We start from the raw sequence: 22,515 nt of genomic DNA, 5'->3' as shown, positions 1-22,515 counted from the left end.
TTAATAGAATTAATTTTTTAGCTTTGTCTAAAATTTAATTTAATAAAATGAAACATTTATTTTTGGCAATCACAATACTTATAATACAGTTAACATACTCCCAAGAAAATATAGCTGTAAAAGGACTGATTACGAATAAAACAAACCCAATTGAAAATGCAACAGTAGAAATAATAGGAACCAATTATAGTACACTAACAGATCATAACGGAATTTATAATTTTCAAAATATTCCTAAGGGCAACTACAAAATACTAGTAACCGCGGTAGGCTATAAAACCCAACGAAAAAGCATCACAATACAATCTTTAGGCGAAAACCAATTGGATTATGAACTACAAACAGACGAAAATGAGCTTAATGAAGTAGTGGTTTCTGGAACTTTAAAAGCTGTAAAACGACTAGAAAGCGCAGTCCCTGTTGAAGTTTACACTCCTTTTTTTTTCAAAAAAAACCCTACACCAAGTATTTATGAAGCTTTGCAAAATGTAAACGGAGTGAGACCGCAGCTCAACTGTGGTGTCTGCAATACTGGGGATATTCATATCAATGGATTGGAAGGCCCCTATACATCGGTAATGATTGACGGAATGCCAATTGTGAGTAGTTTATCCACCGTTTATGGACTTTCAGGAATACCAAATTCATTGGTGGAACGAATTGAAATTGTAAAAGGCCCAGCCTCCTCTTTATATGGAAGTGAAGCTGTAGGAGGCTTGATTAATATCATTACAAAAAATCCAATTAATGCTCCTCTGTTTTCAGCCGATGTATTTACTACTTCTTGGCTGGAAACAAATGCTGATTTGGGAGTTAAATTTAACATTAATAAAAAAGCATCTTCTCTATTAGGCCTAAACTATTACCTCTACGATCAAACCATTGACAATGACCATGATGGATTTACGGATGTTACGGCACAAAATAGAATTTCACTTTTCAATAAATGGAATTTCAATCGTGCTCAAAACAGATTATTTACAGTAGCCGTTCGAGGAATGTACGAAGATCGATGGGGAGGCGATGTACGTTGGGAGAAAAAATACCGCGGAGGGAATGAAATCTATGGAGAGAGTATTTATACCAAAAGAGGGGAACTTATAGGAAGCTATCAATTGCCAACAATCGAAAAACTAATGCTTTCCTTCTCTGGAACCATGCATTTTCAAGACAGTCGATATGGAACCACTTCTTACATTGCAAATCAAAAAATTGGGTTTCTTCAACTTACGTGGGACAAAAAAATAGGAAAAAATGATTTGCTTACTGGAATTGCATCTCGTTACACTTACTATGATGACAATACTCAATCCACTTCACTTTTGAACGAAAACAACGCCGAAAAAACATGGCTTCCGGGAATTTTTGCCCAAGATGAAATTTCTTTTACCGAGAAGCACAAAGTATTATTCGGCATACGATACGATTACAATTCCGTCCACGGGAATATTTTTACACCGAGATTTGCCTATAAATTAAAAATCAATGATGATAACATTCTCCGTTTTAACGCCGGAACCGGTTTTAGGGTTGTCAATTTATTTACGGAAGACCACGCAGCGTTAACCGGGTCAAGAGAAGTTGTGATTGCTCATGATCTAGATCCCGAAAAATCAATGAACGCCAATTTGAATTACATAAAGAAAATCTACTTAAACAATGGCACTTTCTTCGGAATTGAGACAACTGCTTTTTACACCCAATTCAGCAATAAAATAGTGTCGGATTATGCAACAGACCCAAACAAAATCATTTATGACAACATAGACGGTTATGCTTTGAGTCAAGGAATAAGCTGTAATATCGACACAAATTTCACCAACGGATTAAAACTCATACTTGGCGCTACGTATATGGATGTCTCCAATGTAGAAAACGGAATAAAAACACGACCTTACTTGACAGAGAATTTCACCGCCACCTGGAGTGCTTCCTATAAAATAAAAAGAATAAATCTCTCCATTGACTACACAGGAAATATATACAGCCCGATGAAATTACCATTGTTGAGCGAAACAGATCCTCGTAATCCAAACTCTCCTTGGTACAGTTTACAAAACATACAGTTTACCTATACCGGAATTAAAGGTTTTGAACTATATGTGGGCATCAAAAACCTGCTTAACTTTACTCCTAAACAAAACAATCCATTCCTGATTTCAAGAATCGAAGATCCGTTTGACAAAAATGTACAATATGATCCAAATGGAAAAGTATTAGTAACACCGGACAATCCCTACGGATTAACATTTGATACTACTTATGTTTATGGCCCCAATCAAGGAATTAGGGGATTCTTTGGACTTCGTTATAATTTATTTTAAATGAAAAAAGGTTTTTACATACTATTGATTTTCTTTTGGGTGATTCCTTCTGGTTTTGCCCAATTGAAAATCTATTCTTTTGAAGAAGCTGAAAAATTATCCAAGGACAATCCAAAACCATTGGTAGTTTTCATCCATACCTCTTGGTGTAATTATTGCAAAATGATGGAAAATTCAACTTTCAAAAATCCTGAAATCATAAATATTTTAAATACTAATTATTATTTTATCCCATTGGATGCCGAAAACAAAGAAGATATTCATTTTAATAATCATACTTTCTCATTTAAACCAAATGGGCAAAACACCGGAATTCATGAACTGGCAACGGCATTGGCAACCACTAATTCTCAAGTGATTTATCCAACGATTACGGTTCTACAATCTGATTTTTCTATAATATTCCAAAAACATTCTTTTCTAAACAGCAAGCAGTTACTCACTATACTTGAAAATAGAAAATAAATTAGTTGGTTGTTGAAACATTTCCCTAAAACAACAATCAAACTATAACAAAACTTTATAATTCAAATTAAGTTCTTGCAACTAAACTTTGTAACTTTGCAATTCTAAAAGTTGAACTTAAAATAGAAAATATGTATCCAGAAGAAATGGTAAAACCAATGCAAGCTGAATTAACTTCTGCTGGTTTTCAAGAATTACATACCGCTGATGCTGTAGAAAGCGCCATAAAATCAGCAGGAACAACACTTGTAGTAGTAAACTCAGTTTGTGGTTGCGCAGCAAGAAATGCCCGTCCGGGAGCCAAAATGAGTTTGGATAATGCAAAAAAACCATCTAATCTAGTAACTGTTTTTGCAGGTGTAGATCGTGAAGCGGTTGAAGCAGCAAGAGGATTTATGTTTCCATTCCCTCCTTCTTCTCCGAGCATTGCATTGTTTAAAGACGGTGAATTGGTTCACATGCTAGAACGTCACCACATCGAAGGGCGTCCAGCGGAAACCATTGCTGAAAACTTAAAAGATGCTTTTAACGAGTATTGTTAAGCCTTAAAATACTTTAAAAATCAAAAACCATTCACCTCGTGAATGGTTTTTGATTTTAATGCTGTCTTGTTCAACTTCATCTTCCGTGTAACTGCTTATGAAGTGTTATAATTGGCTGTTGATTCAAGCGAATAAAACCTTGTTCTGGCCGGTCTAGAGCCAAAATCAGCCACATCAAAGAGGCAAAAATTATAGAAATTATAACAGCAACCACATTATTTTTTTTGCCTGATATCCCAAACTGATACCCCAGCAAAAACATTGAAAATAGCGTAATAACTCCCAGAATAAATAAAATTGCGAATGGAATCCGATATTCAAAAGTATAAGTCACACGCTGGTTATATATTTCATTCAAATCGTTTGTTGAATCTGTATATAGTGAAAAGGCCTCCGAACTTCGATCAAAAGCCGCCAATGCTTCAGAATAATGCCAAAGCGAATCCAAAATTGCTTGAGATCTAATTCTTAGGTGCTCCAATTTTTTAGGCGATAAATCATTAACTATAGAGGCACGTACATCGGTATATTCAATCAAAAGGTTCCGGGTTTTTAATTTATAAGGTTCCGGAATAAGTCCGGCACGCAAATAGGTAGTGCGAATAGCCGTAACCTCATCCAGTAAAAGTTTCTTACGCTCATTATATCGATTATCAACAATTTGAAAAGTAAATGCCAACATAAAAGCCAACAAACCAAGTGATGCACCTACTACGGATCCCACAGGCGCATCGCTGACTTTAACAGCCTTCTTCTTTAAATAAAATCCATACCCCTGCCCAAAAAGAATCGGAACCAAAACAGAAAAAAATGGAATTAAATACATTTCCAAGTTTAACAGCATATTATTCATGATTTCCCATAATTAAATTGAAAACAAACTCATATAAAAACATAAATCATTCAATGACTTAAAGTTACGACTTATATCCCAGAACCCATGTTCAATTAAAATTTTTGAAGCAGAAACATTTAGCCTTTTTTAACAACATTGTCACGTTTTCCGTTACAAACGAAGTTCACGAGCTCCGATAAAAATAAAAGCATACTGCTTTTCGCCAACATTCAAAAGGAAAAAGTAGATTGCTTTTCCATTAAACAAAAAACCATTCGCAACGGCGAATGGTTTTTTATAGATTATTGACCAAGATTCTTTCTAATTCCAGCCTCCACCTAAAGCTTTGTACAATTGTATCATTGAACTCAATTGGTTTTGGGTTAACTGGGAAAGACTCAATTCGGCATCAAACAATGAACGCTCTACCTCCAAAACTTCTAAATAAGACACATAACCATTGTAATATCTAGCGTTTGACAATTCCAAGTTCTTTCTGGCAGCCAGTACTTGTTTATTTCTGGCTGTCCATTCTTCTTTATACGTTTTTACATTTTGCAATGCCTGTTCCACCTCTGCAACAGCAACAATACAAGTCTTTTGATAGGAAAGTCTTGATTCTTCAGCAATTTGTCTATAAATTTCTACTCTTCTTCTGTTTTTACCAAAATTAAAAATTGGTCCAGCAACCGAAGCGCTTGCATTTTGCAGATACGAAGAACCATCGAATAAAGAACTTACTTCACTGCTTGCAAATCCCGCTATTGCAGCAATATTGAAGGACGGGAAACGCATCGCCTGTGCTACACCTATTCTTTCATTAGAAGCCATATAATACATTTCCGCCTGCTTTACATCGGGTCTATTTTTTAACAAAATAGAAGGAATGGAAACAGGTATGTTATTAGCCACTTGAAGTTCTGTTACAGTTTTTCCGCGATCAATTGGACCAGGAGCTTGCCCAATCAATATTGAAATCGTGTTTTCCCTTTCAGTAATTTGTCTTTGAATAGAAGGTATTGCAGCTTCGGCAATAGCCACTTGCTGCTCAATCTGAACTTTATCAACCTCAGAAACATAACCTGCCATAAACCTCTGATTGATAAGATCAAAGGCCTTTTGTCTGGTTTCTAACGTTTGCTTTGTAATCAGCAATTGATTATCCAAATCACGAAGCTCAAAGTAAGCAACCGCAATATCACTCACTAGACTGGAAAGAATCACTTTTCGCCCTTCTTCGCTAGCCAGTAATTCATCTTGAACCGCTCTATTTTCATGGCGAATTTTACCCCAAAAATCCAATTCCCAAGACAAATTAGCTGATGCATTTGAAGGTAAAAAAGTCTTCTCGTTACTGTTTACCGTTCCGCTGTATCCAACTGCTGGCAATAAATCTGCTTTTGTATATCCTAATTCTGCTCTGGTACGCTCTATGCGAGCCATAGCAATTTTCATGTCATAATTATTTTCTAACCCTTTGTTGACTAACCCTTTTAGAACTTCATCATTGAAGAGATCAAACCATTTGACGTTAACCACAGAAGCCAGCGTATCTGCATTTGCAGGACCATTGTGAAAATTAGCAGCGCTTTGTTCTTCTGGTTTTTGGTATTTAGGTCCTACCAAACAACCTACAGGAAGTATGGCAAGGGTAAGAATAACAACAACTATTTTAAATTTATTCCTCATGATCTGTAGTTTTTGAATCCGTACTATTTTCAGTTGCTACAACCTCATCCTTGTTTTTCCCGATATTTTCAATCATTACAAATAAACCCGGAACAATTAATACTCCAAGAACTGTGGCTATCAACATCCCACTGAACACTGCCATCCCCATTACGATACGAGCCTGTGACCCAGCACCTGTAGCCGTAAGCAAAGGAACAACCCCGAGTATAAAGGCAAAAGCAGTCATTAATATTGGTCGGAAACGAAGTTTAGCCGCAACCATTGCCGATTCGTAGAGTGGTTTACCCTTTTCATATTCTTCTTTGGCAAACTCAACAATAAGAATCGCATTTTTGGCCACCAAACCGATTAACAGTACCAACCCAATTTGTGCAAACACGTTATTTACATAAGCATCACTTCCAAATCTTGCCAAAGCCAATCCTAAAAATGCACCAAAAACGGCAAAAGGTGCCCCAAGTAATACACTAAATGGCAGTTTCCAGCTTTCGTATTGTGCCGCTAGAATTAAGAACACGAATACCAATGCCATAAAGAAAACGGTACCTCCTCCAGGCGAGTGTTTTTCCTGATACGAAAGATTAATATAATCGTAACTCATATCAGCTGGCAAAGTTTCCTTAGCTACTTCTTCCAATGCATCCAATGCTTGTGCACTACTGTAACCGTCATTTGGACTTCCTCCAATTTCGGCAGATCTAAATAGATTGAGACGATTAGTAAAATCAGGCCCTGTAACTTTCGTAGCTGTAACCAAGGTTGATACCGGCAACATATCTCCATTATTATTTCTTACATAAATCTTATTTAGATTTTCAGGTTTTAATCTGTCAACTGCGTCACCTTGTAAATACACTTTGTACTGACGACCAAAACGGTTAAAATCATTTACGTAAGTTCCTCCCAAAAAGGCACCCAATACTTCAGTAACTTTTGAAACCGGCACTCCTAATTTCATCGCTTTTTCGTTGTCAATATCTAATTTTATCTGGGGTGTCCCTGCGTTAAAAGTGGTATAAATCCTTTTTATTTCTGGGCGTTTTTGAGCAGCCGCAATAAAGGCCTGTGTTTGCTGGGCAAGATATTGTGGAGTATTTCCTCCCCTATCCTGTAGCATTAAACTGAATCCAGCAGATGCTCCCAAACCTTGAATCGCTGGAGGACCAAAGGCAAAAGCCGTCGCTGTCGTAATCTGTGTCGATAATTTTTTATTTAACCGATCCACTAATTGTTTGGCTGTTTCAGACCTTTCCTCCCATGGCTTTAGGGATATAAAAATAAAAGCATTGTTTGGTTGATAGGAGTTGGTAAGCATACTAAATCCATTGATGGTAGTATAAGACAGTATCGATTCTTCTTCTTTTAAAAAACCATCTACTTTCTTAGAAATTTCATCTGTACGCTGAAGGGAAGATGCGGGAGGTAATGCTATATTAACCAAGACATATCCTTGATCTTCTTCAGGAATAAATCCTAATGGAATCTTTTTTCCCAATAATACAACAGCAACTAAAATTATACCTAATAAAGCGACAATACGGAATGATTTTTTAGCAAAAAAAGTAGCCCCTTTTATATAACCTCCAGTTACTTTTTCAAAAACTCTATTGAAACCAGCAAAAAATTTCGCCAACCATCCTTTTTGTTGATCAATAGGTTTTGTAGGTTTCAGCAGCATGGCACAGAGTGCGGGACTTAACGACAGGGCACTGAATGCCGAAAACGCTACCGAAACCGCTATAGTTATGGCAAATTGTTGGTAAAAACGACCTGTTATACCTGGAGTCATCGCAACGGGCACGAACACCGCAATCAATATAAGTGCAATTGCAATTACTGGTCCAGACACTTCCCGCATCGCTTGAATAGTTGCTTCTTTTGGAGATTTACCGTGTTCAATATGGTGCATCACGGCTTCCACAACCACAATGGCATCGTCCACAACTATACCAATAGCCAATACCAATCCCAATAAAGACAAGGTATTTATAGAAAAACCTAACATAGGGAAAACCGCTATGGTACCAATTAATGATACTGGAACTGTAATCAATGGAATCAAAGTGGCACGCCAATTTTGAAGAAATATAAATACCACGAGGATTACCAGTATAACAGCCTCAAAAAGAGTATGAACAATGTCTTCAACACCGGCAGTAATTGCAAGTGTTGTATCCAATGATTCTTGATAAACAATATCCTTAGGAAACTTTTCGGACATTTTTTTCATAGCCTCTTTGGCAAGAGTAGCCACTTCTAAAGCATTACTTCCCGGCATCTGAAATACAGTAATCGCCGCTGTGGGATTACCGTTTCTACGAGCGTTGGAACTATAATTCTCCGTACCCAATTCGATTCTGGAGATGTCACTCAATAATACTTCGGAACCATCAGATTTACTTTTTACCACAATTTGGCCAAACTCCTTTTCGGTAACCAATCGGTCTTGAAGCGTAACACCATACGTAAAGTCCGTTCCTTGTGGAGCAGGTTCTGCACCAAATTTCCCTCCAGGGCTAATCATGTTTTGAGCATTCAGGGCATTCTTTACATCATCAACAGTAATCCCTAATTTACTCATCACATCGGCTTTTAGCCAAACCCTCATCGAATAGTCGCTTCCTCCAAAAAGGGCAACTTCACCAACCCCTTTTATACGTGCCAATTGATCCACTATGTTGATGTTGGCATAATTGTTCAAAAATTTGGAATCGTATTTAGGATTTGTAGAAGTAAGTGTAAACAGCATCATCGGGAATGACAATGATTTTTTCACCACGACTCCCTGCTGTTTAACACTCGAAGGCATAAAAGGAGCTGATTGCGCCTGACGGTTTTGAGTAAGCATATTGGCATTATCCAAATTGGTTCCTACGTCAAATGTCACCTCGATTGTACAAGCTCCATCAGATGTGTTTGTAGATTTTATATAAAGCATCTGCTCTACTCCGTTTACCTTTTGCTCGATTGGAGTAGCAACAGCCTGTTCCACATTTAAAGCATTAGCCCCTGTAAAAGAAGTAGTTATTTTTACAACGGGCGGATTGATATCCGGATATTGCGATATTGGTGTTTTTTGTAACGCAAGCAATCCAAGTATCACGATGATGATACTGATTACCATGGCTACAATTGGTCTTCTAACAAAAAATTCTCCCATAATGAATGATGTTTCTAAATTAGTAGTTAGCGCTGATTAATTATCGGCTTTTCCTGGAGCCCATTCTTTCATTTTTGGAGTTATGACACTTCCGCTTTTCAATAAGGAGGTTCCTCCAAGAGCAATTTTATCATTAGCCGTTAATCCATCTGTAACTAAATAAGAGTCTTTATATGACGGGCCAATTTGTACCATTTTCAGCTCTACTTTATTACTGTTGTCCAAAACATAAACTTGAAAAATCCCTTGCATTTCAATAACGGAACGTTGAGGAATAATCAATGCATTCTTACGGACATCAGTAACAACCAATACCTTCACATACTGACCAGGTCGAATTAATTGGTCGGGATTGGCAAATGCAGCCTCAAAAGTTACTGCTCCTGTAGTTGGATCTATTTGTCTATCGGCAAAACTAATTTTCCCTGTTTCGGGGTAAACTGATCCGTCCGACAATAATAATGAAATTGATTTTCCAGCTCCTTTTAGACTAGAATCTTTCTTGGTTATTTCTCTAAAAATTCGAAGGTATTCCTGCTCACTCATCGTAAATCGCACCCTTACGTCGGCTAGATCGGAAACGGTATTCAAAACGGATGTAGCTCCCGGGCGAACGTAATCACCAACACGAACTTTTGATATTCCTATTAGTCCAGAAATTGGAGCAACAATTCTGCAATACCCCAATTCAATTTTTGAGTTTTCTAAATTGGCAGTAGCCGCTTTTATAGAAGCAGAAGCCGCATTATACGCTGATTTTGCCGCTATTAATTCTCTCTGGCTCACAGCGTTCATTTTGGCAAGTGGTACCATCATATCATAATCTGATTTGGTTTTAGCTAATCTGGCCTGCATTTCGGCCAAATTTGCTTCCGCCTGATGCACCTTCTCCTGAAACGGCAATGCATCAATTGTATATAACAATTGTCCTTTGGTTACCAAACCTCCTTCTTTAAAATCGAGACTTTCGATTACGCCATCAACTCTAGGGTTAATTTGTATATCCGATTGTCCAAAAGTCTGTCCCGTGAATTCTGATTCTAGCCTTACATCTTGCTGCAGTACTTTTACAATCGAAACTTCTAGTGGCTTTGCCTCTGGTGCAACTTCCTTTTTACAGGAGATAAAAAATGTAGGAAGAACTAAAACGAAAAATAATATTTTAATCTTTTTCAGCGTACTCATAAAATTATTATTAAAATTAGTGAAAACAAAAATACTGATTTATATTTATCAGTACGAGGAAATTACAAAAAAACATATGAATAATTCAGCAAATGATGAAAATATTTTAATAGTATTTTATCATTTTAAATTTATGTTAAGAATTATACAATCATCTTACACAAAAATAAATTTCGCTTTTATTTTTTTACTAAATTAGTGGGTTGTATTCCAAAAATTCCCAATATACAAAAGCATTATTTTTTGTTGTTTTTACATAAATTATCTTTTACTAACATTAAATTTCAAGACTATGTCCAAATCAAATAAAAAAGAGTCAAATGAAACTGAAGAAAACCTAACTGACCTTAGCACTTTAAGCAAAAAAGAACTTGTACAGCGAGCCAAAAAATTCTCAAAACAATATTGTGTAGGCGATGGTGATGATTTCAAACTTAAAGATTACGAGACTAAAGCGAGTTTCAATTTGGGAGAAGAAGGAAAACCACTAGTGAATCAAACCCTGCAAATGGGTGTTGATGCTTTGGCCACGATGCAGGACGTGTTATATGCACAGGACAAATGGTCACTACTCCTTGTATTTCAGGCGATGGATGCAGCAGGCAAAGATGGAGCCATCAAACACGTGATGTCGGGCGTAAATCCGCAGGGATGTCAGGTATCTTCTTTCAAAGCACCCAGTTCCGAGGACTTGGATCATGATTTTTTATGGCGGTGCCAAAAACATTTACCGGAACGGGGACGCATCGGGATATTCAACCGTTCCTATTATGAAGAAGTCTTAGTGGTGCGTGTTCATGAAGCAATTTTAAAAAATCAAAAATTACCAAAAAAATTAATTACTAAAGACATTTGGGAGGAACGTTTTCAGGACATTCGAAACTTCGAAAAATACCTTACCCGAAATGGAACAATTGTCATCAAATTTTTCCTCAATGTTTCCAAAAAAGAACAAAAAAAACGATTCATTGAACGCGTGGACGATCCGGACAAAAACTGGAAATTTAGCGCGGCCGATGCCAAAGAAAGAGGCTACTGGGATGATTATATGCATGCTTATCAAGAACTGATAAAAAACACCTCAACCAAAAAATCTCCTTGGTACGTGATTCCTGCTGACAATAAATCTTATGCCCGCATTGCCATTGCATCGGCAATCATAACAGCACTGGATGAGATGGATTTAGAATACCCAAAAGTAAGTCCAGAAAAAATAGCCGAATTAAATGCGGTCAAAGAAGCATTGTTAGACGAAAAAGATTGATATGCCTATTTAATTTTAAAAGATTATGACTTCTAAATTTTTCCCTCCTGCGGAATGGATTGCAGCATACAATACCAAAACCTTAAAAAGCGACTTTGTAGCTGGAATAACGCTTGCTGCCTACGGAATTCCGGTTTCGTTGGCCTATGCTACTCTAGCAGGACTTCCTCCTCAATACGGAATTTATGGTTATCTCATTGGAGGTTTATTTTATGCCCTGTTGGGAACCAGCAAGCAACTTGCCATCGGCCCCACATCGGCTATTTCCTTATTGATTGGCATTACCATCGCGGAGATCGCCAATGGTGATGTACAACGCTGGGCAGATATTGCCTCACTTACAGCCCTTCTATTTGCAGGAATGGCAATACTCGCTTATTTGTTGCGCTTGAGTGGCATCATCAATTTTATCAGCGAAACTGTCTTGGTCGGATTCAAAGCCGGTGCAGCCATAACGATTGGTTTAACCCAATTACCGAAATTATTTGGCGTAAAAGGAGGTGGCGCAAATTTTATTGATCGCATTATTACCCTTTTTCAACAACTCCCAGAAACTAACACAACTGTTTTCCTCTTTGGTATTGTTGCTATAATTATCCTTATTGTGGGTGAAAAATTTGCTCCAGGACGTCCAGTTGCAATCTTTATAGTAATTATATCCATTTTACTCATCTCGACAACATCATTAAGTCTTCATGGATTCAATACAGTTGGTGTCATACCTAAAGGTTTACCTGAATTTCATTTGCCTTCCCTTCGGATTAGAGATGTAGATGGGGTACTTCCGCTGGCTATGGCTTGTTTTTTACTGTCTTATATCGAAAGTGTTTCGGCAGGAAGAACTTTGGCACAAAAAAACGGATACAACATCGACCCGCGTCAAGAATTACTGGCCCTTGGAGTTGCCAATGCTGCCGTAGCATTTGGACAAGGCTACCCAATTGCGGGTGGATTATCACAATCTGCTGTAAATGACACTGCAGGTGCCAAAACACCTTTATCCTTAGTTTTTGCTTCAGCAACAATCGCAATCTGTTTACTATTTTTAACTGGCTTCCTTGAAAATTTACCTACTGTAATTTTAGCATCTATAGTCCTCGTGGCCATCAGAGGTTTGTTTGACTTAGACGAAATCAAGCATCTTTATAAAATAAATAAACAGGAATTTTATGTTGCCATGATTGCACTTGTTGGTGTACTTATCTGGGGAATACTGACCGGTGTTTTACTGGCAGCCTTGGTTACTTTACTCTTATTAATCAAAGCAACCTCCACACCGAATGTCGCTTTCCTGGGAAGAATTCCCGGAACCAAACGCTATACGGACATGGAAAGACATCCTGACAATGAAAAAATAGAAGGCGTACTGATAGTTCGAATCGAATCAGCCATATTGTATTTCAACGTCGAATACATCAAAGAACAATTATGGATAAAAATTAACAGCGAATCCGACTCTTTAAAAACGGTACTATTGGATCTTAATTCCTCACCCCGAATCGATATTGCAGGAGCACGCTTTTTAAAACAACTTTTTATGGATTTGAAAGCCAAGAATATTTCTTTAAAAATTGCCGAAGCCCGCTCTGAAGTTCGGGATAGTCTTCGTGCCGAGGGTCTCGAAGAGCTTTTGGGACACATCAGCCGTGCAGTTTCGGTGGATGATTTGGTAGTTAGTGCAATGAAAAATAATTAGGGGTGTCAATGTCTTCTCCAATTCTATTCGACAAAGTGACTTTTCTTTTTACTTGCAGTGAGGAGCTACTTGCGGAGATGCTTCCTCTGTCAGCATGACAATATTTACGAAATGGAAGACTTTTTAAACAATTAATTAATAAATTCCTACAAGTAAATTAGTATTTCATTCTTATTTTCTTACATTTGAATATATTAACTAAAAAATGTAACTAGAATGAGTAATTTAAATCCAAACAGGTTAAACTTAACCTATCCTGCTGCCGACATGACCCTAATGAAGAGCAATGCCAACGCAACCATTGCCAAAATTCCAGTTGGGGCTACCCTTACCGAAGAAGAGCGCGCAAGCGGTGGCGACATCAATGTGGACAACAAAATTTTTGTGGACGGCACGTTGAACGAACTAAATTCCAATGGAGCCGCTATTATGCCTGCTTGGTTCAGTACTGCTAACTTGGCAAACGATGTCGCTTTTTATGACCAGTCCGAGGAATTGATTTCGCTCTATCAAAGCATTATCCTCAGACTTAAAGATGCCCAACGCATTGCCGGAAGAGAAGCATTAATTAATGCCCGTAAAGCCTACGAACAATACAAATCGGCCGCCGATGGTGGTGTTCCTGGTGCTCAAGCCAGCTATGACAAACTAAAGGTTAGATTTGAAAGAGCGGGAGTCACAGCTCCACAAAGCGTATAAAACGAAATCTATAACAACTAGTTTTTCTGCCTGAAACAACAACAGGTATAATTACTAAATACTAAAACCAACGGTCTTCACTGTTGGTTTTTTTTTATCCTTTTTTTTGAAATAACTAAATTGTCGCGAGAAGATAAAACTATACGATTAGTATAATATAATTATACGTTTTATATAATTAAATTATGTCTTTTATATAATCAATTTATACCTTTCACATAATTAAATTATACATTTTATACAATCAAATTATATATTATGTATTAATCAATTGTCCATTTTATATAATTGAATTATACTTTTTATATAATTTAATTATATTTTTCATATAGTTAATTATACGATTTATATGATATAGTGTATTATTTATAATAAATAAATTCGTATGTTTATAAAAAATATAGCACTTAGAAATTATGGTATCAATAGACATTGGTGAATTACTCTCGGCTTACTTCAAGCGCAAACGCATTTACAAAAGTGTGCTGGCACGAAAAACAGGCATTGGTTATCAATCTATTATTAAACATCAAAAGGCAAAGACTTTACGAGTAGATACCTTACTGAAAATTTCAGAAGGGCTAGAGCACAATTTTTTGATGGATATAGCCGTGCAACTGCCCAAAACCTACACAACCGATGCTCCCGTAGATACAACAACTGCCAACGAAATTGAGGCTTTGAAGGAAAGAATAAAACTGCTAGAAGCGGAGAAGCAAATTTTATTGCAAGTGATTGGGGTGAAAGGTTGAGTGGGAAAGTAATATTTCAAAGTTAGTGAGTGTTGATTTTGTTTAGACAGGAATATATCTCAGTTATAATTCTAAAATTTAAGTTATGTTTGTCAGACAGCTTTACAAGTTGCGTCTAATAATATCGGAAAAAATAAAAAAATGATTATATCACTAATAATTCGACACTACAAAATATATAAAGGGCTAAACTATATCCCATTGTCAGACGGAACCAAATTTTCAAGTATTTTAGGAGAAAATGGTGCAGGGAAAAGTTCAATTTTAGAATCTTTGGATTGCTTTTTTAATAAAAAACCTTTCACAGATTGGTCGATAAATTTTGAAGCAAAAGCCGAAGGTAGTTCAGGCGAAAATAGTCCTCACATAATACCAATTTTCTTAATACATAAAAGTAAACTAAGAAATAGTCTTAAAGCTGATCAAGAATCATATAGAAATGCCACTTCTTTGTCTGATTATTTATGGAATACTTCGGATAACAAAAATATTGAGACAATAAAAGAGTTTTATATCCACAGAGATATTTTGAAAACACAAATAGACCCAAATGATTATTTTTTGTTATTGGTAGGGAGAAAATATAAATCAAATGAGTGTTTTTTTGGATCATATCAAAATACACTTTCTTTCATTAATAGCAATCCACACATTAAATATGAAGAAAAGGAACTAGAAGAATATTTTTCAGGTTTTTACGATTACATTATTTCACATTATTCTTATTTATACATCCCCGTAGAAACAGACGTCCAAACATACACAAAGCTAGAAACTCAGGATATGCAAAGATTGATGGACAAAAACATTCAAATAGAAATAGAAAATGCAATAACTCAAAAAACTATAAAAACCATAAATGGTCATTTAGATAAATTTGTGGAGGATATAGAAGGCGTACTTGAAACATATAAATATAAGGGAAAGTTTAAAAATAGCTTAACAATGCCTGATTTAGTTTCTAAAATAATAGAATCCTATTTTTCTATAAAAGAATTAAATAAAAAAGTTCCAAATTCCACAAAAACCATTGCAGTTAATGAGTTAAGTTCAGGGGAAAAAAGAAAAGCATTAATTGACTTAGCATATTCATTCCTAAAAAAGAATTCAGATAGAACTACTAATTTAATAATAGCAATCGACGAGCCTGAATCATCATTACATATTAGCAATTGCTATGAACAATTCGAAAAATTAATAGAAATAGCAAAAGAAAATCATCAAATATTAATCACGACTCATTGGTATGGTTTTCTTCCTATTGTAACTGAAGGAACAGCGACCTCAATTAATAAAGGATTAGATAATAAAATTACAACAGATTTTTTTAGCTTATCAAATTTCAGAGAATTCATAAAGCAAGAAAAAGAAAGACATAAAAAAGCCAAAGTAAAAGGCCCACTATCTATTGATTACCGAATCAAATCTTATAATGATTTAATACAATCAGTTATAATATCAATTATTCAAGATCCACCATACAATTGGATAATTTGTGAAGGATCATCAGAAAAAATATATTTTGAAAATTTCTTTCAAAAAGAAATTATGGATAAAAAACTTCGTATTTTACCAGTAGGTGGTTATGAAGAAGTTATGAAAATTTACAATTATTTGCTTGGTCCTTTTAAGGATTCAGATTATGATAAAAAGGGCAAAATTATTTGCTTAATTGATACAGATGAAAATCGTATTGATGTTGATTCCGTTATATCAAATAAAAATCTCTATTTCAAAAGATTAGTTTTTAATAAAAAAGACGATTCTATTCTATATGATGTGAATTCAGATTTAACAACTGTAACAACAATCGAAGATTCACTAAACTCAGAAATTTTCATAGAAACTCTTAAGTTTTTCAGTTCTGAAAACGAAGAACTAATTCCTCTTTTAGAGGAAAAAAACATTAATAAAAAATCTGTTTATTCAAAAAACGCATTAGACTTGAGAGATTCAGAAAAAGACATATTAAAAGCATTCTTCAATAAAAATTATGGAAGCAATAAATTAAATTTTGCAAAAAAATATTTAGAAATAACTGATACCGATTATTTATTAGGTTATGATATTGAATGGGTATCAGAAATAAAAAAGATAATAAACAGCTAGGCATAACACCGCTCCGCAAAGTCTCCCGCTGTAGTAGCAAGACATTATGCATCAGCTTAAACCAAACTTAAAAAAGATAAAATTATGATTCCAGAAAACAAACAAATGTTATTAGACCTTTCTAAAAATTTGATAAAGGAAAAGGCAAATGAAATTATTTCCGAAACTGAAAAAATTTCTTTAGGAATGAATAAAGATGAATTATCAGTTATTATTGAAAATTTGGACACGAAATTGGAAGAGTTAAAACAAAAAATAAGTCAACTTAAGAAATCTGCAAATGACCGATAGTATTAAAATAAATCTAAACCAAAATATTTGGGGCTTATTACTTTCTCTTTTATCATTGGGAGCATCGGAATATTTTAATTTAGACAGTCTTTATTTGTTTGGCTTCGTATTGAGCATAATAACAAGTTTATCTTTCGTAGTAACTTTAGTTGCCTATACAATAAATTACTGGAAGAATAAGATGAAATAAAAAAAACAAACGCATAACACCTACATCCGCTCCACAAAGTCCCCCGACTTTGCGGATCAGACTCGGGTTGCTTACCTAGCTGAGTCCGATTATTAAATTTTTTCCTTTTTCGAATGATGATAAAAAAGTAAAAATCTCTCCCCTTAGCCCCGATTGAAGTGGAAATCCTTATGGCCCTGGGTTCAGGACATAAGATTGTAACGGAAAGCGGGACTGTATATCCTAAAATGCGGAATCTTTCTGCTCCAAAATAATAACCGAGAGACCATTTTGTAATTCGGACTTTAGCCTATTTTCATTCGCTAACCCCAAAAATCCTAAATTTCCCCTAATTCGCATTTGAAAACCGCAAAAGTTCACTAATTTTGCGCCCGATTTGAGTTCTTCCAATTAGAACTCACAACATATTTTCTCACTTAAACGTTTATAGCATGCAACTGTACAACACCTTAAGCGCAGAAGAAAGAGCCATCATGATTGATGATGCCGGTAAACAACGACTAACGTTGTCTTTCTATGCGTATGCCAAAATTCAAGATCCCAAACAATTTCGCGACGATTTATTTTTAGCCTGGAACGCACTCGATGCTTTGGGCAGAATATACGTGGCCCACGAAGGAATCAACGCTCAAATGAGTATTCCTGAAGAAAATCTGGAGGCTTTTAGAGCCACTCTGGAAGTGTATGATTTCATGAAAGGTATTCGTTTGAATGAAGCGGTGGAACATGATGACCATTCGTTTTTGAAACTTACCATCAAAGTGCGCCACAAAATTGTTGCTGACGGTTTAAACGACGAAACTTTTGATGTTACCAATATAGGCGTTCACTTGAAAGCCAAGGAATTCAATGAAATTCTGGATGATCCAAACACGATTGTGGTTGATTTTAGAAATCACTACGAAAGTGAAGTCGGCTATTTTAAAGATGCCATCACTCCGGATGTCGAAACTTTCAGAGAGAGTCTACCCATTATCAACGAACAGCTTCAGGACCACAAAGAAGATAAAAATCTGGTAATGTATTGCACCGGAGGAATCCGTTGTGAGAAAGCAAGTGCTTACTTTAAACATCAGGGGTTTAAAAATGTTTTTCAATTGGAAGGCGGAATCATTAATTATGCAAAGCAAATTAAAGAAGAAGGCTTGGAAAGCAAGTTTATCGGAAAGAATTTTGTTTTCGACAATCGTTTGGGCGAAAGAATTACCGAGGATATTGTTTCACAATGTCACCAATGCGGGAAACCATGCGACAATCACACCAATTGCGAGAATGATGGATGCCATTTGTTATTCATTCAATGCGATGAATGTAAATCAGCAATGGAAAACTGCTGTTCTGCTGAATGTTTAGAAATTATTCATCTGCCTTTGGTTGATCAGGTACGATTGAGAACCGGACAACAAGTTGGAAACAAAGTTTTCAGAAAAGGGAAATCAGAAAACTTGAAATTTAAACACTCTGGCGACTTATCAAATACGGCGTTAGCTACAACAGAAAAACCTGCTGATATTCGTCAAAAAGTAAAAGTGAAAAAAGTACTTCTTGGAAAAGCAGAACATTATTATGTAAAAGCACAAGTGGGGCAGTTTACGGTTGAAAATCACGAAGTAAACAGCGGAGATAAAATCTTAATTTCAGGACCAACAACGGGTAATCAGGAATTGGTTTTAGAAAAAATGATTGTTGACGGGGCTGAAACTGCAACGGCTAAAATTGGTGATAAAGTTACTTTTGAAGTTCCTTTCCGAATTCGATTGTCTGATAAAATATACAAGATTTTAGAATAATTTATCATGACAACAAACAACAAAATTGAACTCATGGCTCCCGCAGGGAACTTTGAGTCGCTTCAGGCTGGACTTGATAACGGTGCTGATTCTGTATATTTTGGAGTAGAGCAATTGAACATGCGCGCCCGTGCAACGGTCAATTTCACGATGGATGATTTACCGGAAATCGCCCGCCGTTGCGAAGCAAAAAACGTTAGAAGTTATTTGACGTTAAACACCATCATTTACGACCATGATTTATCGGTGGTAAAAACATTATTGAACAAAGCCAAAGAAGCCAACATAACAGCCGTTATTGCCTCCGATCAAGCCGTAATTGCGATGGCGAGAGGTATTGGGATGGAAGTTCATATTTCGACTCAATTGAATATTACCAATATCGAAACCATCAGATTCTACAGTCTATTTGCTGACACAATGGTTTTGAGCCGTGAATTGAGTTTGCGCCAAGTGAAAAAAATCACCGAACAAATCGAAAAAGAACAAATCAAAGGGCCAAACGGCAAATTGGTCGAAATCGAAATCTTCGGTCACGGTGCTTTGTGTATGGCCGTTTCAGGAAAATGCTATTTGAGTCTGCATTCGAATAACTCATCGGCAAATCGTGGTGCGTGCAAACAAAATTGCCGCAAAAAATACACCGTTATCGATCAGGAAACCGGTTTCGAAATCGAATTGGACAACGAATACATGATGTCTCCAAAAGATTTATGCACGCTGGATTTTCTGGATCAAGTAATGGATTCAGGTATTCAAGTCCTAAAAATTGAAGGCCGTGGACGCGCTCCCGAATATGTGGCCACTGTAATAAAAACCTACCGTGAAGCTATTGACAGTTATTACGAGGGTACTTATAGCAAAGAAAAAGTTGCCGTTTGGATGGAAGCTTTAAATACGGTTTACAATCGTGGTTTTTGGTCAGGATATTATCTCGGACAAGAATTGGGAGAATGGAGCGATGTATCAGGATCGATGGCAACCCAGAAGAAAGTATATGTGGGGAAAGGAACCCATTTTTTCCCAAAAGCGGAAATTGGTCAATTCAAAATCGAAGCCTACGACATTAAAATCGGAGACAAAATATTGGTTACAGGCCCAAGCACTGGAGCTCAGGAAATGGTTATCGAAGAAATGTACGTAAATGACACCATTGCCGAAAAAGCAACCAAAGGTGACGACTGTACTTTCAAATTGCCTTTTAGAATCCGTATGTCCGACAAACTATACAAAATAGTCGAAGCCTAATGGTCATTGTAACACTTCAAAGGGACAAATGCATTGGGTGCAATTATTGTGTGGAAATGGCACCCGTTCAATTTCAGATGTCCAAAAAAGACGGAAAATCGGTATTGATTAAAAGTGTAAACGCCAAAGGTTTTTACACTTTGAAATCGCCCGACCACACCATAGCTGAAAGTTGTGATTTGGCGGCCAAAGCCTGTCCCGTGAAAATTATTTCGGTGAAGGAAACATAAAGATAATACTTTGTTTTCAACATAAAAATCAACCCATAACGAGCAAAATCGATATGGTTTTTTTTTAGTATAAATTTATGATTATTTGCCGTTTTCAGGCCTTGTAACATAAACCAAAAAAATACTATCTTTACCCATTAAACGTAATACGAACTTAAATTGCTTTTATAGCAATACTACATATATCATTATGGCATGTACAAGTTGTTCAACTTCAGATGGTGGTGCACCAAAGGGTTGTAAAAATAATGGGACTTGCGGCACCGACAGCTGCAATAAATTGACGGTTTTTGATTGGCTTTCAAACATGAGTTTACCTAATGGCGAAGCTCCTTTTGACTGTGTGGAAGTCCGTTTTAAAAACGGTAGAAAAGAATTTTACCGCAATACCGAGAATTTGACTTTGAGTATGGGTGATATCGTGGCAACTGTCGCTTCACCAGGTCATGACATTGGAATTGTGACACTTACAGGAGAATTGGTAAAAATTCAAATGAAGAAAAAAGGAGTCAATCCTTCTAGTAATGAAGTTCCAAAAATATATCGAAAAGCGAGCCAAAAAGATATAGATATTTGGACGGCGGCCCGAAACAAAGAAGAACCTATGAAAGTGCGTGCACGTGAATTGGCTATTGCACAAAAATTGGAAATGAAAATTTCGGATATTGAATTTCAAGGAGATGGTTCCAAAGCCACATTTTATTATACGGCCAATGATAGAGTCGATTTCAGACTTTTAATCAAAGATTTTGCCAAAGAATTCAGTACAAGAGTCGAGATGAAACAAGTAGGTTTCCGTCAGGAAGCAGCTCGTTTGGGAGGAATAGGATCTTGCGGCAGAGAATTGTGTTGTTCGACTTGGCTAACGGATTTCAGAAGTGTGAACACTTCGGCAGCGCGCTATCAACAACTATCTTTAAATCCACAAAAATTGGCAGGCCAATGTGGTAAATTGAAGTGCTGCTTGAACTACGAACTGGACACCTACATGGACGCCTTAAAAGATTTTCCTGATTTTGACACAAAATTGGTTACCGAAAAAGGAGATGCTATTTGCCAAAAACAAGACATATTTAAAGGATTAATGTGGTTTGCCTATACCAATAATTTTGCCAATTGGCATATATTGAAAATTGATCAGGTCAAAGAAATTATTGCCGAAAATAAGTTGAAAAACAAAGTTACTTCTCTTGAAGACTATGCCATCGAATTAGTTGCAGAACCTGAACAAAATTTCAATAACGCAATGGGTCAAGAAAGTTTAACGCGTTTTGATCAACCAAAGAGAAAGAAAAAACCAAACAAAAAACCTAGAGTAGCCGGTGAAAATGTGATTGTTCCTAACAATGCTAACAAACCAACTATTCAAAAAAATAATCCTCCGAGCAATGCTAACGCAAACGTTACTACAAAAGAGAATCCTGTTAAGGAAAATCCAAACGGTAATAGCGCCAATAAAAATCGTAATAAAAACAATCGTAAGAAACCCAATAACAATCGTCCCGCTTCTGCAGAAAACAAACCGGAACAACCTAGAAAACCAATAATTATTAAAAAAAATGAGAATAAAGAATAGTCTTTTACTGCTTTTTGTGGCAGTACTCCTTTTTTCCTGTGATAAAAAAAGGGTTTTCGATGAGTATAAATCTGTGGGGAGCGCTTGGAATAAAGACAGTATCGTCACTTTTGACTTACCAGTCCTAGATTCGACAAAAAGATACAATTTGTTTGTCAATTTAAGGGATAACAGCAATTACAAATACAATAATATCTTTCTGATTGTGGCTTTGGAACTTCCAAACGGCTTTACCAAAGTGGACACTTTGGAATACCAGATGGCCGAGCCCGACGGAACATTGTTAGGAGACGGTTTTACAGATATCAAAGAAAGCAAGCTCTATTACAAAGAAAATGTGCGTTTTAGAGGGAAATACAAAGTACATATCAAACAAGCGGTAAGAGAAAACGGAAAAGTGCCTGGAGTTACTTTTTTAGATGGAATTACCGAAGTAGGTTTTAGAATAGAAAACAAAGATTAAGACA

Annotated in this window: 18 protein-coding genes; 14 read left to right on the top strand and 4 right to left on the bottom strand. The window is 36.3% G+C overall.

Annotation, left to right across the window (positions count from 1 at the left end; all coding sequences use genetic code 11):
• Positions 1-47: 47 nt before the first annotated feature.
• The 3 genes from DOS84_RS02110 to DOS84_RS02100 all read left to right on the top strand — a co-directional run bounded on the left by DOS84_RS02110 (position 48) and on the right by DOS84_RS02100 (position 3,331).
• Positions 48-2,324 carry a TonB-dependent receptor gene (locus DOS84_RS02110; RefSeq protein ID WP_111408448.1) on the top strand — a complete coding sequence of 759 codons (2,277 nt, stop codon included), beginning with the start codon at positions 48-50 and terminating at the stop codon, positions 2,322-2,324.
• Positions 2,325-2,789: a thioredoxin family protein gene (locus DOS84_RS02105; RefSeq protein WP_111408447.1), complete on the top strand. Its 465-nt coding sequence runs from the start codon at positions 2,325-2,327 to the stop codon at positions 2,787-2,789.
• Positions 2,790-2,920: 131 nt separating this feature from the next.
• The gene (locus tag DOS84_RS02100) at positions 2,921-3,331 is read left to right on the top strand and encodes a BrxA/BrxB family bacilliredoxin (protein ID WP_077372634.1); all 411 of its coding nucleotides are present in this window, start codon (positions 2,921-2,923) and stop codon (positions 3,329-3,331) included.
• Between the two features lie 76 nt (positions 3,332-3,407).
• On the opposite strand, the gene DOS84_RS02095 is transcribed toward DOS84_RS02100, so the two are convergent.
• The 4 genes from DOS84_RS02095 to DOS84_RS02080 form a co-directional block, all read right to left on the bottom strand.
• Positions 3,408-4,184, bottom strand: a complete 777-nt coding sequence (locus DOS84_RS02095) for a bestrophin-like domain (protein ID WP_111408446.1) — start codon at positions 4,182-4,184, stop codon at positions 3,408-3,410.
• A gap of 303 nt (positions 4,185-4,487) precedes the next feature.
• Positions 4,488-5,855, bottom strand: a complete 1,368-nt coding sequence (locus DOS84_RS02090; protein WP_111408445.1) for an efflux transporter outer membrane subunit — start codon at positions 5,853-5,855, stop codon at positions 4,488-4,490.
• A complete protein-coding gene (locus DOS84_RS02085) occupies positions 5,845-9,018 on the bottom strand; it encodes an efflux RND transporter permease subunit (protein WP_111408444.1) in 3,174 nt (1,057 codons plus the stop codon). The genes DOS84_RS02090 and DOS84_RS02085 overlap by 11 nt, the downstream gene beginning before the upstream one ends.
• A 36-nt stretch (positions 9,019-9,054) precedes the next feature.
• Positions 9,055-10,203, bottom strand: a complete 1,149-nt coding sequence (locus tag DOS84_RS02080; protein ID WP_111408443.1) for an efflux RND transporter periplasmic adaptor subunit — start codon at positions 10,201-10,203, stop codon at positions 9,055-9,057.
• Between the two features lie 292 nt (positions 10,204-10,495).
• Between DOS84_RS02080 and DOS84_RS02075 the strand changes: the two genes are divergently transcribed.
• From DOS84_RS02075 to DOS84_RS02025, 11 genes are all read left to right on the top strand, one after another.
• Positions 10,496-11,467 (top strand): polyphosphate kinase 2 family protein, encoded by a 972-nt coding sequence (locus DOS84_RS02075; RefSeq protein ID WP_111408442.1) that lies wholly within the window; start codon positions 10,496-10,498, stop codon positions 11,465-11,467.
• A 25-nt stretch (positions 11,468-11,492) separates the two neighbouring features.
• The gene (locus DOS84_RS02070; protein ID WP_111408441.1) at positions 11,493-13,163 is read left to right on the top strand and encodes a SulP family inorganic anion transporter; all 1,671 of its coding nucleotides are present in this window, start codon (positions 11,493-11,495) and stop codon (positions 13,161-13,163) included.
• 216 nt (positions 13,164-13,379) lie between these two features.
• Positions 13,380-13,862 carry a hypothetical protein gene (locus DOS84_RS02065; RefSeq protein ID WP_111408440.1) on the top strand — a complete coding sequence of 161 codons (483 nt, stop codon included), beginning with the start codon at positions 13,380-13,382 and terminating at the stop codon, positions 13,860-13,862.
• 416 nt (positions 13,863-14,278) lie between these two features.
• A complete protein-coding gene (locus DOS84_RS02060) occupies positions 14,279-14,614 on the top strand; it encodes a helix-turn-helix domain-containing protein (RefSeq protein ID WP_111408439.1) in 336 nt (111 codons plus the stop codon).
• A gap of 141 nt (positions 14,615-14,755) precedes the next feature.
• Positions 14,756-16,723 (top strand): AAA family ATPase, encoded by a 1,968-nt coding sequence (locus tag DOS84_RS02055; protein ID WP_111408438.1) that lies wholly within the window; start codon positions 14,756-14,758, stop codon positions 16,721-16,723.
• A gap of 84 nt (positions 16,724-16,807) precedes the next feature.
• Entirely contained in the window at positions 16,808-17,014 is a 207-nt protein-coding gene (locus DOS84_RS02050; protein WP_111408437.1) for a hypothetical protein, read from the top strand.
• A 621-nt stretch (positions 17,015-17,635) separates the two neighbouring features.
• Positions 17,636-18,994: an oxygen-dependent tRNA uridine(34) hydroxylase TrhO gene (gene trhO / locus DOS84_RS02045; protein ID WP_111408436.1), complete on the top strand. Its 1,359-nt coding sequence runs from the start codon at positions 17,636-17,638 to the stop codon at positions 18,992-18,994.
• Positions 18,995-19,000: 6 nt separating this feature from the next.
• Complete coding sequence (locus tag DOS84_RS02040) at positions 19,001-20,242, top strand: peptidase U32 family protein (protein WP_111408435.1); 1,242 nt, start codon at positions 19,001-19,003, stop codon at positions 20,240-20,242.
• Positions 20,242-20,472 carry a ferredoxin gene (locus DOS84_RS02035; protein WP_111408434.1) on the top strand — a complete coding sequence of 77 codons (231 nt, stop codon included), beginning with the start codon at positions 20,242-20,244 and terminating at the stop codon, positions 20,470-20,472. Before DOS84_RS02040 ends, DOS84_RS02035 begins: the two co-directional genes overlap by 1 nt.
• A gap of 190 nt (positions 20,473-20,662) precedes the next feature.
• The gene (locus DOS84_RS02030; RefSeq protein WP_111408433.1) at positions 20,663-22,048 is read left to right on the top strand and encodes a PSP1 domain-containing protein; all 1,386 of its coding nucleotides are present in this window, start codon (positions 20,663-20,665) and stop codon (positions 22,046-22,048) included.
• Positions 22,032-22,511, top strand: coding sequence for a gliding motility lipoprotein GldH (locus tag DOS84_RS02025; protein ID WP_111408432.1), 480 nt, complete (start codon positions 22,032-22,034; stop codon positions 22,509-22,511). Before DOS84_RS02030 ends, DOS84_RS02025 begins: the two co-directional genes overlap by 17 nt.
• Positions 22,512-22,515 lie beyond the last annotated feature (4 nt).

The sequence above is a fragment of the Flavobacterium aquariorum genome, assembly GCF_003254745.1.
Lineage (GTDB): Bacteria > Bacteroidota > Bacteroidia > Flavobacteriales > Flavobacteriaceae > Flavobacterium > Flavobacterium aquariorum.
Note: the sequence above shows the minus strand (reverse complement) of the source record. Positions and strands in the feature narration are given on the sequence as shown.

Coding starts and splice junctions, on each gene's coding strand:
- DOS84_RS02110 (WP_111408448.1), top strand. CDS start 48: ATGAAACATTTATTTTTGGCAATCACAATACTTATAATACAGTTAACA.
- DOS84_RS02080 (WP_111408443.1), bottom strand. CDS start 10,203: ATGAGTACGCTGAAAAAGATTAAAATATTATTTTTCGTTTTAGTTCTT.
- DOS84_RS02070 (WP_111408441.1), top strand. CDS start 11,493: ATGACTTCTAAATTTTTCCCTCCTGCGGAATGGATTGCAGCATACAAT.
- DOS84_RS02060 (WP_111408439.1), top strand. CDS start 14,279: ATGGTATCAATAGACATTGGTGAATTACTCTCGGCTTACTTCAAGCGC.
- DOS84_RS02105 (WP_111408447.1), top strand. CDS start 2,325: ATGAAAAAAGGTTTTTACATACTATTGATTTTCTTTTGGGTGATTCCT.
- trhO (WP_111408436.1), top strand. CDS start 17,636: ATGCAACTGTACAACACCTTAAGCGCAGAAGAAAGAGCCATCATGATT.
- DOS84_RS02035 (WP_111408434.1), top strand. CDS start 20,242: ATGGTCATTGTAACACTTCAAAGGGACAAATGCATTGGGTGCAATTAT.
- DOS84_RS02055 (WP_111408438.1), top strand. CDS start 14,756: ATGATTATATCACTAATAATTCGACACTACAAAATATATAAAGGGCTA.
- DOS84_RS02090 (WP_111408445.1), bottom strand. CDS start 5,855: ATGAGGAATAAATTTAAAATAGTTGTTGTTATTCTTACCCTTGCCATA.
- DOS84_RS02100 (WP_077372634.1), top strand. CDS start 2,921: ATGTATCCAGAAGAAATGGTAAAACCAATGCAAGCTGAATTAACTTCT.
- DOS84_RS02085 (WP_111408444.1), bottom strand. CDS start 9,018: ATGGGAGAATTTTTTGTTAGAAGACCAATTGTAGCCATGGTAATCAGT.
- DOS84_RS02025 (WP_111408432.1), top strand. CDS start 22,032: ATGAGAATAAAGAATAGTCTTTTACTGCTTTTTGTGGCAGTACTCCTT.
- DOS84_RS02040 (WP_111408435.1), top strand. CDS start 19,001: ATGACAACAAACAACAAAATTGAACTCATGGCTCCCGCAGGGAACTTT.
- DOS84_RS02075 (WP_111408442.1), top strand. CDS start 10,496: ATGTCCAAATCAAATAAAAAAGAGTCAAATGAAACTGAAGAAAACCTA.
- DOS84_RS02095 (WP_111408446.1), bottom strand. CDS start 4,184: ATGAATAATATGCTGTTAAACTTGGAAATGTATTTAATTCCATTTTTT.
- DOS84_RS02065 (WP_111408440.1), top strand. CDS start 13,380: ATGAGTAATTTAAATCCAAACAGGTTAAACTTAACCTATCCTGCTGCC.
- DOS84_RS02050 (WP_111408437.1), top strand. CDS start 16,808: ATGATTCCAGAAAACAAACAAATGTTATTAGACCTTTCTAAAAATTTG.
- DOS84_RS02030 (WP_111408433.1), top strand. CDS start 20,663: ATGGCATGTACAAGTTGTTCAACTTCAGATGGTGGTGCACCAAAGGGT.